The organism is Butyrivibrio sp. (assembly GCF_017433805.1).
Lineage (GTDB): Bacteria > Bacillota > Clostridia > Lachnospirales > Lachnospiraceae > Butyrivibrio.
Window position 1 is genome coordinate 125,253 of sequence record NZ_JAFRGN010000011.1, and the last position, 14,789, is coordinate 140,041.

The window sequence follows — 14,789 nt, forward strand, 5'->3', positions numbered from 1 at the left end:
TCTGATAAATGCAGTTAATTAAGTCCGTGGAAAAAGAGTGTCTCTTTTTCCTCTCTGCTAATAACTGCGTTTAAGTTCTCTATTATTGTTCCTGTCTTGTTGGCAAACTGATAAAGAGATTTATCTGTATACCAGACTTTCCCATTTTGAACAGCTGATAAACTTCCAAAGAGCTTATCTATAGCCAAGAGCTCATCAAGAGTTTGCGGTGCATCCTGTATAGTTCCGTTGTAGATAAGGATGTCCGCATCAAGAGCGTAGGCATAGAACGCCTCGATGCTTATCGTCATCTGCGTTGATGAACTGTCACTATCAGTTTCTTCTGGTGAAAGATATATTCCGCCTGCCTCAGTTATCATCTTGGCCAGGTAGTCGTTACTTTTCCTTGTTACTATCTGGTGGTTTGAATTAACTGCAAATATGGCAACCTTCTTTTCTTGCAGGTTACCGGTATCTATAGCGTCCACAAGGCTCTTTTGTTGGTCAAAAAAGCTACCGGCCTGCTTCTCTCTATCCGTAAGAATTCCATATATCTTAATCCACTCAAGTCTTCCGAGCGGCTCATTTTCATAACTAGACCTGTCTATAAAAACAGGTATTCCTAAATCTTCAAGCCTCTCAAGCACCTTGGGAGAATGAAGTATCATCATATTTTCTATAGCAAGATGAATGTCTTTATCAACCATCATCTCGTAGTCCGGCGCACTGTACTTGCCGCCATATATAAGTGTTCCCTGATCCATAGCTTCTATTGCAGAATCTATATACCAGTTGTCTCTGTCAGTACCTGACAAAGTTATACTGCCCACCGCATCAAGACTGTCGAAGTGACACATTGCTCCGGATGCAGCCAGATACACATTTAAAACAGGCTTCCTTATCACTGTGATATCTGATGGCAGATTTTCGGGTGTTTCCGTATTCTCCGGCATAACCAGATATGTTCTTCCATCATCCACCGCTATGACTGTTACATCACATTCATATCTATGAACCTTATAGCAGCCTGCGTATGCATTCTCATCTGTAGAAATATAGGTAAGTCCTGGAATAGATGGAGCCGCCATCTCTTTTCCCGCAGATGTCTGACTTGCGTCTTCAATATTCTCTCCAGAATCATTTATTGCTTCCTGACTTCCTGCCTCTTTTTCGCCTTCGCCAGTACTATCCAGCGAGAACACCAATGTATAATCAATCAAATGTGGCGTACTCATAGCTGTAGTGTCAGCCTGAACCGCCATTTCCTTATCGAGTCTGATAGGAATGATAAACTCAGAATTACCCTCTGTATTAACAGGCTTATAGGTCTTACCATCCACAACCATGTAGTCATAGTTGGGACTACTCCATGTAATATCCGCTGTTAATTTGCCGTTTTCTACCATGACCTTGCAGGGGCTTTCAATATATGCCCTGCCACTTCCGCCCGTAAGTGTAACAGATGCGGCATATTCCCCATCTGGAATTCTGCCGCATCCCCACAAGCAAACAAGCATGGTCAAAATCAATATGATCTGCTTAATCTTCTTATTACTTAAGTACACTTCCTGTATGCTCCACATATAACTTCTGAACATCTTCAATTCTGCCAAGTCCGGAAATCTGGCATTCTACGCTGTCAAAAGAACCATCTGCAAGGAATCCACTCTTCCATGAATCCTCGTCATCACCAGCCATATCGTTGTTAGCGTGGTCACCTGCAACAACCATAAGAGGTCTGAGAATTACGTTCTTGTAACCAGCTTCTTTTACCTTATTAATAACTTCTGAAAGCTCTGTCTCTTCAGGCTCACCCTCAACAGTTCCAATAAACACATTCTCATAACCAAGCTCGTCCATCTGAGTCTGCATCTGTGAATATGTAACCTTAGCTGTATGTGATGTTCCATGTCCCATGAAAACAAATGCTGTGCTTGCATCCTTAGCAGCATCAAGACTGTCAAAGCCTGCTTCCTTAACTGCAGCTGCTGTAATAGCCTTAGCTACTGCTTCTTTATCCTCGTTAATAACACTTGCATCTTTTCCTACTTCTCCAAGAAGTGGCTCAGCAATTGCAACGTTCTCAATTTTGTCTTCGTAGTCTTTTAATGTTTCAACAAGTTCGTCATACTCAGCACCATGCATGAGATGTGTTGGCTGAATAACAAGTGTGCTGACACCGTTATCTATTGCTCTCTGAAGGGCCTGATCTACGTTATCGATCTTCTCTCCATCTCTTGCCATTACATGGTTGATGATGATCTGTGCAGTAAAGGCTCTTCTTACAGACCAGTCAGGATAAGCCTTGGCAATTGCCTTCTCAATTCCGCCGATGTCCTCAGCTCTGCTGTCGTTAAAAGAAGTACCAAAGCTTACTACAAGAATCTCCTTATCTCCGATCTCATCTCCATTTAAAGGATCATCCTTGGAAGCATCACCTGTATCTCTGCCAAAGTAATCTGGATCAGCATCATCGCCCTCAACCAGCTCTTTCTGCTCATCTGTAAGAGCATCCCAGCCAGCCTTGGCAGCTGCGCACTGAGCCTCTGTATCTTCTGTCCAATTCTGAACATAGATCTGATCGATCAGCTCAGCTACCTCATCAGCAGCTTCCTTGTCAGTATCTGTCTCATGAGGCTTAACCTCTGAAACCATTACCTTGTGGTTATACCATTTTTCTTTTGTTCCTATAAGAGCAAGGTCAAATTCCTCATCAATAACAGGAACTGGAACATCGAAACCGTGAACCTCTTCTGTTGTACCATCTTCATAAGTAACCTTATCTACTGTTGGCTCAAGAAGTACTGCACCTTCCTTCTGGGCATCTTCTGCTGTTCCTGGGAAAAGATTTACAATGCTCTTGGAAGGCAGCGTAATATGAATTGTCATCTCGCCATTCTCAACTGTAAGAGTTCCCATATCATCCAGCATTTCATTAATATGGAACATATTGCTGTCTGTTGTAAATTTGGCATCATATACGCCGTCCTCAAGTACCTGAGCGTTTGCCTCTTCATTAGCTGTGCTCACATTTTCCTCCGCTGTCACTTCACTGACTTCCTCTGTAGCATTCTCGTTTGTTGCAACAGGCGCTGTCTGACCACAGCCTACACACAGCGCAAAAGCCATGGAGCATGCCAGAACCATTGTTAACAGTTTCTTCTTCATAATATTCCTCCTGTAAAATAAAAAAATGAGAACTCCGATAGAAGCATAAACTTCTGATCACGAGTTCTCATCTGTAGTCAATATCCTTAATAGCACACTATTAATAGCAAAAGACATATATCTTTTGCTAAATGGCTTCGTACAGTCAATTCCTCGTGACCTGGGAGTTATGATAAATTGAATCATACACCTTAGTACAGCGACAGGCAGGTCTCCCGACTGATCGTACAATATCTCAATAAGAGACATTCACCATTCTTCCCTTCCCAGGGCATTCAACACCCCAGTGGTTATGAAGAACAACTGGCACATGGCCTTACGAATTACGGTGACGAGATCGCGCAGGACTTGCACCTGCTTCCCTTTTCACCTGCACAGCAGCGCTAAACTGCCTGCAGACACCTTCCGCTTTATTCAATTATAAAGTCATAATAGCACATTCGCTCTGATAAACATAGTTTGTTAACAAAAATATCACAGAAATCAAGGTAAAATGTAGCATAGTTGCATAAATGACACTCGTTATGATAAAATTAGGCCTTGAGGGTGAAACTATATATCGAGAGGTTAATATGGGAAAAGTAGCAAAGCCTAAAAAGCACAGACATAAAAGGCATTATACTTTTATGATAATCTCGGGGGATTCAGACGGCAGTACAAAACGCCTACACTTAAATCATTTCAAGACTCAATTACTGGCATATACATGCTTTGCAATAGCTCTGGCTATTGTTTGCTACATTATTTATACTGCAATAACGATTGATACTCTGAGAAACATTGAAGTGCAGCAGAAAGAACAGCTTGAGCAGCTCATTACTGACAATGATCAGCTTACAGCTGCCAATGAGAAACTTCAAACAGAAAACGAGCAGCTCTCCGCTGCTATCAATAAGAGAATAGAAGACGAACAGGTAGTTGCTGAAGAAGCAGAAGCTCTTGCAATTCCATCCGGTTTCCCTTTATCTGGAACAGCTTCTATGACTAACGCAGTAGATGATACCAATTCTACTACTGTCACTACTCTCACTGATGATAACAAGGATACAGCTACTGGCAATCCTATTGTGGTATTTACCGCTGGAGAAGGCAGTAATGTCATAGCATCCGGATCCGGAACAGTTACAAGCGTTACAACCGATGCCAAGTTTGGCAATGTTATAACTATAGATCATGGGAACGGCTACGTTTCTATATATAGAAATTCTGGTAATCCACTGGTTTCAGAAGGTGATTCAATCGACAGGGGAGATATCCTCTTTGTAGTCGGTGAGGATAACACTTCCCTTGGATATCAGATTCAACAGGATGAGAACTTTATTAATCCAGAAACACTAATTGAGATTAACGGATAAACGGAGGGAAAGTATATGTTTGGAAGCAAAAAAGATACAACGCTTGATCCGTCTCTGGAACAGGTAGGAACCATCATCGGACCAGGTGCTGTAATCGAAGGACCTCTTACAACTAAAGATTCTGCCAGAATCGACGGAACTGTAAAGGGTAATGTAACCATAAGTGGCGCACTCATCGTTGGTCAGGAAGCCAAGATCGTAGGAACTGTTTCCTGTCTCAATGCTTATATTGCAGGCGAAATAAACGGTAATGTTTCTTCACCTCAGGGCAAGGTTGAGATCAGTGATACTGGTAAGGTTATCGGCGATGTAACCTGTAAGGGTATCATCATTGATGAGAACGCTGTATTCCAGGGCAAATGTGAAATGACTAACCTTGATAAGAATTCAGCCAAGGTAGCCAAGGAAAGAGCTGCAGCAGACAAAGCTGCTGAGGAAAACAAAGCTGCTGAGAACAAGACAGAAGAAAACGCTGATAAAAAGGATTCAGATAAGAAATAAAGATAAGCGCAATAAAGCCGAATGCATTGATGCATTCGGCTTTTATTACAAAGTATTATATTCACAGAAATCAATAATATATCCGTGGGCTATCTGCCCTACCCAAATCAATCCTGCATTCTCTCGAATACAAGCTCATATCCGTCGTCACCATAGTTAAGTGAACGATTAACTCTACTGATAGTAGCAGTAGAAGCGCCAGTCTTCTCAGCAATCTCAAGATAAGTCTTGTGGTCTCTGAGCATAGAAGCAACCTCAAATCTCTGTGAAAGAGAAAGAAGTTCATTTACAGTACAAAGATCTTCGAAAAAGCTATAGCACTCCTCTTTGTTCTGGAGGCAAAGTATCGCATTAAACAGGTGATCAACTGCATCTGTCCTAATCTTTTTGTTCATATTGTAAGTCTCCTTAAATCATATTTTACTCAATTACTATACTATATTTCGTCAATAATACTTTCATGCTTAAATATTTTATCACTCTGAACTAGTAAAGTAAAGAACTCTATTCTGTATTTCGAAATATTACCGAACAATGTTCAATATTTGCGTAAAACTTCCACTTCAAAACAATAAATTGCCTTTACTTTTGTTTTTTTATGTGTTAGCATTAATATGTTGTCGTGGACAACAGAACGATTATTTTTTTATTTTTAGTGGAGGTATTACAATGAACAAAGGTACTGTTAAGTGGTTCAACAACCAGAAGGGTTACGGCTTCATCTCTGACGAGGCTGGAAATGATGTATTCGTACATTATTCAGGACTCAACATGGAAGGTTTCAAGTCTCTCGAAGAGGGCGCTTCTGTAGAGTATGATGTAATCCAGGGCGAAAAGGGACCTCAGGCCGTAAACGTAAACAAGCTTTGATTCACAAGTGAGTTAAAGGCTAATTAATCAGACTACATAGTGCCTTATTCTAATATAGATATATATTTTGAATTCGCAAGATTGTAACAATGATTAATCAACAAAATCCATCTGGTTTTACCAGATGGATTTTTTGAGCTAATCCGCAAATTTTCGAAATCACATAGAATAATCTTTTAGATTCTATACATTCTGTTATTCACAGCATTTTATAACGTCATCCATTCTAAGCTTTCCACCGAATATATCCAGTGCACTTCCTACAGTGACGTCTATCTTACCTTTTCCAAGCTTCCTTAGCTTATCAATATCTTCAAGAGAATGAACACCACCGGCGTAGGTAATTGGCATTTTGCCCCAGTCACCGAGGATTCTCGCGACATTCTCTTCTATTCCATTCTGCTTACCTTCAACGTCAGCAGCATGAACCAGAATCTCATCGCAGTACTCAGATAACTTTTCCAGATTCTCAGCAGAAAGCTCTACATCTGTCATCTGCTGCCATCTGTCAGTAACCACCATATACCTGCCATTCTCATCGGCCTTACAGGACAGATCAAGAACTATCTTTTCCTTGCCTACAGCCTTAACCAGCTTTTTAAGATTCGTCATACTGATCTTACCATTCTTGAATACAAAAGAGGTTACGATCACATGTGAAGCACCTGCATCAAGGAACTCTTTTGCATTATCTGCATTTATGCCACCGCCAATCTGAAGAAGTCCAGGAGTAGCAGAAAGCGCCATCATAGCCTGCTTTTTGGTTATGTCATAATATGGACTCTCTACAGGATTGAGCATTATAACGTGACCACCGTTCAATCCCCTCTCCCTGTACATTCTGGCATAAAAATCAGCACCCTTAGCAGATGCAAAGTTCTCTTTTGCCTGATCACCTGCATCTACAAGGCTGCTGCCTATTATCTGTTTAACTTTTCCGTTGTGAACATCAATACAAGGTCTGAACCTCATGCCAGTACATCTGCCATGTCATACATGCCAGCACCCTTACCTGCCAGGTACTTGGCTGCTTGGATGGCACCCTTTCCAAAGATTGCCCGTGAATAAGCTCTGTGAGAAAGTGTTACAACTTCGTCGTGTCCAGCAAAGATAACGTCATGGTCACCTACGATTGTTCCGCCCCTAACTGCAGAGATTCCGATTTCCTTCTGACGTCTCTTTTCTCTTCTCTGGCTTCTGTCATAAGTATATTCATACTTCTCATCAAAAGCATCGTTTATAGCATCTGCAAGAGCAATAGCTGTTCCGCTTGGTGCATCAAGCTTCTGATTGTGATGTTTTTCTACTATTTCAATATCAAATCCAGCCTCTGCAAAAAGAGGTGCTACTTCCTTAAGAACTTTGAGAAGTGCATTAACACCAACTGACATATTTGCAGATCTAAGAACCGCCACCTTAGTAGATGCCTCTTTTACCTTAGCAAGCTGATCCTCTGAAAGGCCTGTTGAACACAATACAACTGGAGTATTCTTGTTGGCAGCATAGTCAAGAAGTCCCTCAACTGCAGAAGCATTAGAGAAATCAACGATAACATCAGCTTCTACATTACAATCTGAAAGGCTCTTAAAAACTGGAAAATCGTAGTTGTTCTCACCAAAGGCATCAACACCTGCTACTACTTCGATGTCAGCATCCTCTTTAACCAGATCAATAATTACATGTCCCATACGGCCATTGCAGCCGTGCATAATCATTTTTGTCATAGCCATTGTGCTCCTTCCCATTATGTGCAAGTCTATTATTTAATAAGTCCGAACTTCTTCATCTCATCTCTTAAAACTTCCTGGTGAGCTGGCTCCATCTCTGTAAGAGGAAGACGAAGAGGGCCTGCCTGGATACCGATCATCTTGAGTGCGCTCTTAACTGGGATAGGATTAACCTCTGAGAAAAGAGCTTTCACAAGGGGAATCGCCTTGAACTGAAGCTCCCTTGCTGCTGCATAGTCGCCATCAAGGCACTTCTGACAGATCTCGTGAGTCTGCTGTGGAGCAACATTTGAAAGAACTGAGATAACACCAAGTCCGCCAAGTGACATGATTGGAACGATCTCATCGTCATTTCCTGAGTACAGATCAATGCATCCTTCTGCAAGCTGCATCATTCTGGATGTCTGAGCAATATTTCCTGTAGCATCCTTGATACCTACGATATTCTTCTTGTCACGGCAAAGTCTTACTGCTGTCTCTGGAAGGATATTGCAGCCTGTTCTGCTAGGAACATTGTAAAGAATGATAGGAATGTTAATAGCATCTGCAATAGCGCCAAAGTGAGCATAAAGACCTTCCTGTGTTGCCTTATTGTAATATGGAGTTACAGAAAGTACGCCGTCTGCGCCGTATTCTTCAGCAAGCTTGGAGAGTTCAATTGCTGTCTGTGTGCAATTAGAGCCTGTTCCTGCAATTACAGGAATTCTCTTGTTAACCTTGTCGATACAGAACTTAACAACTTCCATGTGCTCTTTCTCTGACATGGTTGCTGCCTCACCTGTAGTACCACACACGATGATAGCGTCTGTTCCATTCTCAATCTGGAACTCTATGAGTCTTGCAAACTCCTCATAATTAACATCACCGTTTTCCTTGAATGGAGTTGCGATTGCTACTCCTGCTCCCTTAAATATTGCCATGATATCCTCCTTAATAATTCAGACCTTCAAATGAAGAGTCGCTTGCGACGCTTCTGCGCACGAGCGGATTGCGTAAGCAATAATATCATTTCCGCGAGTTGCGCAATTCTTTTTTTATTCGACAGAATAAAAAAGGCTCAACAGATTAATCTGATGAGCCGCAAATACTATTCCATTCCCAATTGAATACAAAATAAGAATGAACTTGATAGCGCCCCATCTTGCGATGACAGTCATATAGCTCTTAACTATATGCCCAAGCATCTGGTCTTCAGGAAACCAAACCTTTCGGCATATTCACCTTCCATCCTGCTTCTCCTGTGCCTGACACATCCGCAGAATTACTCATTGAATACGCAACCTCTATCTAAAGTCTTATGTTGTTTTTTAAATAGTACAACCAGTGTCAAGTTTTTGTCAATACAATTGCACGTTTTCCTATGAAGTGAGCAATTTGTGTGTTTAGCTTTACTCAGCACCTGAAATAGTAACATTCTCAAGTCTTACTACTGCAGGAACTACTGCGTTGTTATACTGTCTGAGTTCCTTGGAGAAACCAACATTCTGGAAAAGCTCATTGACATTACCAGAGACAGAGCCTCCACTTACAACTGTAACCTCGTCTCCATCATGAAGATAAGCAAGACGGATTTCGCCAGCAATATCTCCAGTAATAGGATTAACTGAGAAATCAGAGAACTCAACTGGCTCAAGATACTTGCCGCATCTAAGCTCAGCCTCTGTCTTACTGCCACCCTCAGTCACGAAGTTTCCTGCATTATAGGAATCCTTAACACCGAGGTAGTAACGGAACTGTACATCTCCCCAGAAATTCTCGGTAATGTTGTCTTTGATAATGTACATATCGCGTGCTATAGCACCTTCTGAGTCCACAGCTCTGTTGTTAGCTGAATTAGGAAGCTCTTTTACCGCCTTGATTGTGAGCTTATCGCCTTTAACATCCTTAATAGCAGGCTGACCAGCCTCCCAATCTGAGTAACCCATGTACTTGTAGGCAGCGTGCATGTGAGTAGCCGCCCATGTGAAGAGCTGCTTAGAATCCTCTGTCGATAAAAGAACTGTAGCCTTGCCGAGATTAGGAGTAGGAACAGTATGAAGTCTGTCCTTACCAAACTTAAGAGTATCCGAAATATCTTTTACCAAAGAAGCCTTGTCACAGGTTCCAGCCTTGTACATTCTATAGAGCTCGATCTCGTGCTCATCATTTCTGGCATTGACTACTACCTCTACCATGGAATTAGGATAAGTAATAGTCACATCGATACCCTCAGAGTTAACAAATCTTCTCTTGCATCTCTCTGCAAATATTTCGTAGGAGTTGATGTCTTCTCCTGAAGTCTCAGGGACCTCCTGCATAGCTTCGATGAACTCCTGAGCCATCTTCTGAACATCGTATTCCTTGTTCTCAACCTGAGCCTGTTCCTTGTTCAGTTCGTAATATGGGTTAGGTGCAAAGGTAGCTCTTTCACAGAGAGCATCGATGATCTTCTTAGCTTCCTCTACAGATGCTGTTGGAGCAATCTCCTCTGAAGCTCTTCCAACTAATTTGCCGTCCTCAAGCTTACGATATACCTCAACTGTAATGTGCTCTACGTCACGGACTCTGTTCTGATCGAGCTGGTGCTTAATAAAGTAGAACTCCCAGCCCTCTGTTACTATATCTTCTACACTCCAGAAATCTGCACTGGACTGTTTTAATAATTCTATTATTTTATCTGTCATATTAACCCCCAGTATCAACCAAGTCTTGCCACACACTTAAGGTATGGACCGCCATCAACAGTCTTAACCCATTCCTTGTGGCCCTTACCACACTGTCCGGCACCAAATGGTACATAGTCTGTACTAGCCATTGAAATTGAGTTCAAAAGATCTGGCACATAACCTGTAAGAACTACAGGTGCTACTACCTTTCCAGTCAGTTTGCCATCAATGATCTCATAGCCTCTTGCAATGATGCACTGAATACCCCAATGCTTGGGATCTTCCATTCCTGAGAAGAATCCGGACAAAAGATATCCCTTCTTGATAGAAGCAATCATCTCTTCCTTAGTGCTATTGCCGCTGTCGAACATAGTGTTTGTCATTCTGGTGTAAACCTTATGCTCGAAGTTCTGTCTTTTACCATTTCCTGTAGCTACTGTGCCAAGTCTGAGCGCTGCAAGAGCATCGCATACGCCAGTCTTAAGAATTCCCTTGTCGATCTCAATTACATCTCCTGCAAGAGTTCCCTCATCATCAAAGGCATAGCTTGATGTGTTCTTGCATACCTTAGCTCCCTCGTGCATTGTAACAAGGTCAGAGCCTACGCGTTTGCCAATATATTCCTGTCCGAGAGCTCTCTTTTTAACAAACATATCCATCTCAACGCCATGGCCAAATGCCTCGTGAGCGATAAGTCCCGAAACCTCTGGAGTTGTGATAACCTCGTACTCACCTGGAATAATTCTCTCAGCTCCAAGATTAGCCTGGACACTCTCAAGTCCCTTCTCAAGAAGCTCCTCAAGTCCATCGAATATAGCTGGACCTTCTCTGTCAGAGAGAGACTCGTAGGCATACTCTGTCTTGTCACCTCTTGCAGTAAGCATGAGAACTGAACCAGTTGACTGTACATAGCTCTGTCTGAGGTCTCTGTTTGCTGTAAGGAACATCTTGCAGACATGAGTTGACTCTCCTGAAACTGTGCAGTCGATGATTTCCTCTGAAAGAGACTTGCCCTTATCGCTAAAGCTCTTAAGCTTATTCATAAGTGCATCAAGATCAGTCTCCTCCGGAAGATCTGTTGTATCCATCTCTACAAAGAGCTGTTCTGGCTCATCTGAAAGCTTGCCAGTGTCATAAACCTTAGTGTTTGTAGCCTTGAGAACAGCAAGCTGCTTATCAAGAACCTCCTTGATCTTAGTTGCCTTCTCTCCCACATTGTCAGTGTCAAACAGGTTAAAAGCATATTCGCTGTAAAGCCCATCCTTGTATACTCTGACAACATTTCCTCTTTCTACCATGAGGGTATCACCGTAGATGCTCTTAACTCTCTGAGATGCACTAATGCTAAATCCCACTGAATCTGTAGAAAGAACGCTTACATAGTCGTAGCTCTTTCCCAGCTCAGCAATCAGCTCCTTAAGGCCTGGAGCTATAGATGTTAAGTATTCTGAAAACTTCGCCTTCATATTTTCCCCTTTCCAACATAACTTTTCATTCGTTTACCGATTTAAACCACCAAAGTAATCGAACTTCTACATTATATAATGCGCCAGCATGCTAAACAAGGGAAAACGCTCTCAGAATCTACATATTTTCTGTGATTTTTTATCTTAATTTAATTTTCCCATTATAAAAAGATATTGAATAACAAAATATCGCGTGCTATAATGCCATAGTTTGAAAAGTAATGGTGTTTTTTCTATATTAAGGAGACAAAAGATTTATGAAGCAGACTAGAAATGATGTAAGAAACGTAGCTATTATTGCGCACGTTGACCATGGTAAAACAACTCTTGTAGATGGCCTTCTGAGACAGAGCGGTGTTTTCCGTGCAGGCCAGGAAGTTGTTGAGCGTGTAATGGATTCCGGCGATATCGAAAAAGAGCGTGGAATCACCATCATGTCTAAGAATACAGCTATCACATATAAGGATATCAAGATCAACGTCATCGATACTCCAGGCCACGCTGATTTCGGTGGTGAGGTTGAGCGAGTTCTCAAGATGGTTAATGGCGTTATTCTTGTAGTTGACGCATTCGAAGGCCCTATGCCACAGACCAAGTTCGTTCTTGGTAAGGCAATGGATCTTGGACTTCCAGTTATCGTTTGTGTTAACAAGATTGACAGACCAGAGGCCAGACCTAAGGAAGTTATTGATGAAGTTCTCGAGCTTCTCATGGATCTTGGAGCAGATGACAATCAGCTTGATTGCCCATTCGTATTTGCCTCAGCCAAGGCTGGAACATCATCTCTTTCTATCGAAGAGCAGGGCACAGATATGAAGCCTCTTCTCGATACAATCATCAACTACATTCCAGCTCCTGTTGGAGATCCTGAGTCAAGCACACAGGTACTCATCAGCACAATCGACTACAACGAGTACGTTGGACGTATCGGTGTAGGTAAGGTTGATAACGGTGTTGTTAAGGTTAACCAGGAGGTTGTTGTTGTTAACCACCACGAGCCTGAGAGACGTATTAAGACCAAGATCAGCAAACTCTATGAGTATGATGGACTTGGAAGAGTTGAAGTTCAGGAAGCCAAGATTGGTTCTATCGTTGCTATTTCTGGTATCGAAGATCTCAAGATCGGTGACACACTTTGCTCAGTTGATAATCAGGTTGCTATTCCTTTCCAGAAGATTTCTGAGCCTACAATATCAATGAACTTCATTGTTAACGACTCTCCTCTTGCTGGTCAGGAAGGTAAGTATGTAACAAGCCGTCACCTTCGTGACAGATTATATAGAGAGCTCAACACAGACGTATCACTTCGTGTTGAGGATACAGATACAACAGAGACCTTCAAGGTATCAGGACGTGGTGAGCTTCACCTCTCAGTTCTTATTGAGACAATGCGTCGTGAAGGCTTTGAGTTCGCAGTCAGCAAGGCTGAGGTTATCTACCACACAGATGAAGCTGGCCACAAGCTTGAGCCTATGGAGAAGTGCTACATCGATGTTCCTGATGAGTTCTCAGGTTCAGTTATCCAGAAGCTCGGTGAGAGAAAAGGTGAGCTTGTAAACATGGGTGCTGGTAACGGCGGTTATACTCGTCTTGAGTTCAACATCCCATCACGTGGACTTATCGGTTACAGAGGTGAGTTCATGACAGATACAAAGGGTAACGGTATCATCAATACTATTTTTGACGGATATGCTCCATACAAGGGAGATATGAACTACCGTAAGACTGGTTCTGTTATCGCATTCGAGACTGGTGAAGCTACAGCTTATGGTCTTTTCAATGCTCAGGACCGTGGTACACTCTTCATTAAGACTGGCGACAAGGTTTACTCAGGAATGGTAATCGGAACCAGTGGTAAGAGTGAGGACGTTGAGGTTAACGTATGTAAGACCAAGCACCTCACAAACACAAGAACATCATCATCAGATGAAGCTCTTAGACTTGTTCCACCTAGAGTAATGTCACTTGAGCAGTGTATCGAATTCATCGACACAGACGAGCTCCTTGAGGTAACACCTACAAGCCTTCGTATTCGTAAGAGAATTCTTGATCCTACACTTAGAAAGCGCGCAAGCTTTAAGAAATAATATAGTAAAAGAGAGCCTTGGCTCTCTTTTTTCATTTAGTAATTTCAGCGCTCAACTATTACTATTATCATACGCATATTAAGTATTAGGCCATTCTCGGCTAAAAATCAATTCTCACAATATATAATACCCCTTGTCGCCCTCGGCGATTTCAATCTGGCCCTCACATTTCTGGATGAGGCCATCGCAGATGCGCTGTTTGTCGGCGTCGCGAACACAGATATCAAACTGAACATCTGCTTCGTAGCGGGAGTCGGCAATAGTGATCTCATTCTGAGACAAATAATATTGAACATTGTTGATCATGTTGTAGCCAACCTTGAGCGTCAACTTCTGAGATAAAACCTTCTCTCCTATCTGGCAGTTGGCTAGACCTGCCTGAGCTGACTGGGTATATGCTCTCACAAGTCCGCCAGTTCCCAACAGCACTCCGCCAAAATATCTTGTTACGATGATCAGCGTATTGGTAAGACCTGCGCCATTAATAACTTCAAGGATAGGCTTCCCAGCTGTGCCTGAAGGTTCTCCATTATCACTGCACTTGGATATCTCGCTGTTAACTCCTATCACATAAGCATAGCAGTTGTGCCTTGCATCCCAATATTTCTTGGAAATCTCAGCAATCCTCGCTTCTGCTTCCTGCTGATTCTCAACAGCATATACATTGGCAATGAATCTGGATTTCTTTTCCACAATCTCGCCAGTTCCATTTGAAATTAATACTTTATAAGATTCTCTTTCACTCATAGAAGCTATTATAGCACAATCCCAAGTTGCCATTCACAACAAAAGCGCCCGCCCACATAACAGAACAAAGCGAAGTTCAATGAAGATTTTTTCGTCTGTGTAAGTGAGGTATATTCATGAGACTTCGGAAAGCGGCAATAAGAATTCTGCCACGGGTCAACATGTTTGAGCACCTATGGCAGCCTTTTACCTCCCGCCATTTTCCCTTGCTCGTCACTGACAAATGCAGATTTTCTCAGATGTT

12 protein-coding genes, 1 pseudogene and 2 riboswitches are annotated in these 14,789 nt (G+C 42.2%); of the genes and pseudogenes, 4 read left to right on the forward strand and 9 right to left on the reverse strand.

The window, feature by feature from the left end; all coding sequences use genetic code 11:
- Positions 1–14: 14 nt before the first annotated feature.
- Positions 15–1,544: an ABC transporter substrate-binding protein gene (locus tag IJI01_RS02990; protein ID WP_292185648.1), complete on the reverse strand. Its 1,530-nt coding sequence runs from the start codon at positions 1,542–1,544 to the stop codon at positions 15–17.
- Positions 1,531–2,598 (reverse strand): annotated as a pseudogene (locus tag IJI01_RS02995) (sirohydrochlorin cobaltochelatase); the annotation flags it as partial. The pseudogene IJI01_RS02995 and the gene IJI01_RS02990, both read right to left, overlap by 14 nt.
- A 737-nt stretch (positions 2,599–3,335) precedes the next feature.
- A riboswitch (cobalamin riboswitch) is annotated at positions 3,336–3,568 on the reverse strand.
- Positions 3,569–3,719: 151 nt separating this feature from the next.
- Between IJI01_RS02995 and IJI01_RS03000 the strand changes: the two are divergent.
- Together IJI01_RS03000 and IJI01_RS03005 are read left to right on the forward strand one after the other, a co-directional pair.
- The gene (locus IJI01_RS03000) at positions 3,720–4,502 is read left to right on the forward strand and encodes a murein hydrolase activator EnvC family protein (protein ID WP_292185651.1); all 783 of its coding nucleotides are present in this window, start codon (positions 3,720–3,722) and stop codon (positions 4,500–4,502) included.
- A 15-nt stretch (positions 4,503–4,517) separates the two neighbouring features.
- The gene (locus IJI01_RS03005; RefSeq protein ID WP_292185654.1) at positions 4,518–5,003 is read left to right on the forward strand and encodes a bactofilin family protein; all 486 of its coding nucleotides are present in this window, start codon (positions 4,518–4,520) and stop codon (positions 5,001–5,003) included.
- A 107-nt stretch (positions 5,004–5,110) separates the two neighbouring features.
- On the opposite strand, the gene IJI01_RS03010 is transcribed toward IJI01_RS03005, so the two are convergent.
- Positions 5,111–5,398 carry a YerC/YecD family TrpR-related protein gene (locus IJI01_RS03010; RefSeq protein WP_029231989.1) on the reverse strand — a complete coding sequence of 96 codons (288 nt, stop codon included), beginning with the start codon at positions 5,396–5,398 and terminating at the stop codon, positions 5,111–5,113.
- Positions 5,399–5,672: 274 nt separating this feature from the next.
- On the opposite strand from IJI01_RS03010, the gene IJI01_RS03015 reads away from it, so the two are divergent.
- On the forward strand, positions 5,673–5,873 hold the full coding sequence (locus IJI01_RS03015; RefSeq protein WP_013281837.1) for a cold-shock protein: 201 nt from the start codon (positions 5,673–5,675) through the stop codon (positions 5,871–5,873).
- A gap of 195 nt (positions 5,874–6,068) precedes the next feature.
- Here the strand turns inward: IJI01_RS03015 and hisA are convergent, their stop codons facing one another.
- The 5 genes from hisA to IJI01_RS03040 all read right to left on the reverse strand — a co-directional run bounded on the left by hisA (position 6,069) and on the right by IJI01_RS03040 (position 11,711).
- Positions 6,069–6,845, reverse strand: coding sequence for a phosphoribosylformimino-5-aminoimidazole carboxamide ribotide isomerase (gene hisA / locus IJI01_RS03020; RefSeq protein ID WP_292185658.1), 777 nt, complete (start codon positions 6,843–6,845; stop codon positions 6,069–6,071).
- A complete protein-coding gene (gene dapB, locus IJI01_RS03025; protein ID WP_292185661.1) occupies positions 6,842–7,597 on the reverse strand; it encodes a 4-hydroxy-tetrahydrodipicolinate reductase in 756 nt (251 codons plus the stop codon). The genes hisA and dapB overlap by 4 nt, the downstream gene beginning before the upstream one ends.
- A 35-nt stretch (positions 7,598–7,632) precedes the next feature.
- Positions 7,633–8,520 (reverse strand): 4-hydroxy-tetrahydrodipicolinate synthase, encoded by an 888-nt coding sequence (gene dapA / locus IJI01_RS03030; protein ID WP_292185665.1) that lies wholly within the window; start codon positions 8,518–8,520, stop codon positions 7,633–7,635.
- A 201-nt stretch (positions 8,521–8,721) separates the two neighbouring features.
- A riboswitch (Lysine riboswitch) is annotated at positions 8,722–8,894 on the reverse strand.
- Positions 8,895–8,988: 94 nt separating this feature from the next.
- A complete protein-coding gene (locus IJI01_RS03035) occupies positions 8,989–10,263 on the reverse strand; it encodes a metallopeptidase TldD-related protein (RefSeq protein ID WP_292185668.1) in 1,275 nt (424 codons plus the stop codon).
- A gap of 14 nt (positions 10,264–10,277) precedes the next feature.
- Positions 10,278–11,711 (reverse strand): TldD/PmbA family protein, encoded by a 1,434-nt coding sequence (locus IJI01_RS03040; protein WP_292185671.1) that lies wholly within the window; start codon positions 11,709–11,711, stop codon positions 10,278–10,280.
- 257 nt (positions 11,712–11,968) lie between these two features.
- On the opposite strand from IJI01_RS03040, the gene typA reads away from it, so the two are divergent.
- Positions 11,969–13,798: a translational GTPase TypA gene (gene typA, locus IJI01_RS03045; protein WP_292185673.1), complete on the forward strand. Its 1,830-nt coding sequence runs from the start codon at positions 11,969–11,971 to the stop codon at positions 13,796–13,798.
- A gap of 114 nt (positions 13,799–13,912) precedes the next feature.
- Here the strand turns inward: typA and IJI01_RS03050 are convergent, their stop codons facing one another.
- Complete coding sequence (locus tag IJI01_RS03050; RefSeq protein ID WP_292185676.1) at positions 13,913–14,578, reverse strand: YigZ family protein; 666 nt, start codon at positions 14,576–14,578, stop codon at positions 13,913–13,915.
- Positions 14,579–14,789 lie beyond the last annotated feature (211 nt).

Bases quoted from the DNA above. Each gene is read 5' to 3' on its own strand.
- typA (WP_292185673.1), top strand. From the start codon at position 11,969: ATGAAGCAGACTAGAAATGATGTAAGAAACGTAGCTATTATTGCGCAC.
- IJI01_RS03015 (WP_013281837.1), top strand. From the start codon at position 5,673: ATGAACAAAGGTACTGTTAAGTGGTTCAACAACCAGAAGGGTTACGGC.
- hisA (WP_292185658.1), bottom strand. From the start codon at position 6,845: ATGAGGTTCAGACCTTGTATTGATGTTCACAACGGAAAAGTTAAACAG.
- IJI01_RS03050 (WP_292185676.1), bottom strand. From the start codon at position 14,578: ATGGCAACTTGGGATTGTGCTATAATAGCTTCTATGAGTGAAAGAGAA.
- IJI01_RS03040 (WP_292185671.1), bottom strand. From the start codon at position 11,711: ATGAAGGCGAAGTTTTCAGAATACTTAACATCTATAGCTCCAGGCCTT.
- dapA (WP_292185665.1), bottom strand. From the start codon at position 8,520: ATGGCAATATTTAAGGGAGCAGGAGTAGCAATCGCAACTCCATTCAAG.
- IJI01_RS03010 (WP_029231989.1), bottom strand. From the start codon at position 5,398: ATGAACAAAAAGATTAGGACAGATGCAGTTGATCACCTGTTTAATGCG.
- IJI01_RS03005 (WP_292185654.1), top strand. From the start codon at position 4,518: ATGTTTGGAAGCAAAAAAGATACAACGCTTGATCCGTCTCTGGAACAG.
- dapB (WP_292185661.1), bottom strand. From the start codon at position 7,597: ATGACAAAAATGATTATGCACGGCTGCAATGGCCGTATGGGACATGTA.
- IJI01_RS03000 (WP_292185651.1), top strand. From the start codon at position 3,720: ATGGGAAAAGTAGCAAAGCCTAAAAAGCACAGACATAAAAGGCATTAT.
- IJI01_RS03035 (WP_292185668.1), bottom strand. From the start codon at position 10,263: ATGACAGATAAAATAATAGAATTATTAAAACAGTCCAGTGCAGATTTC.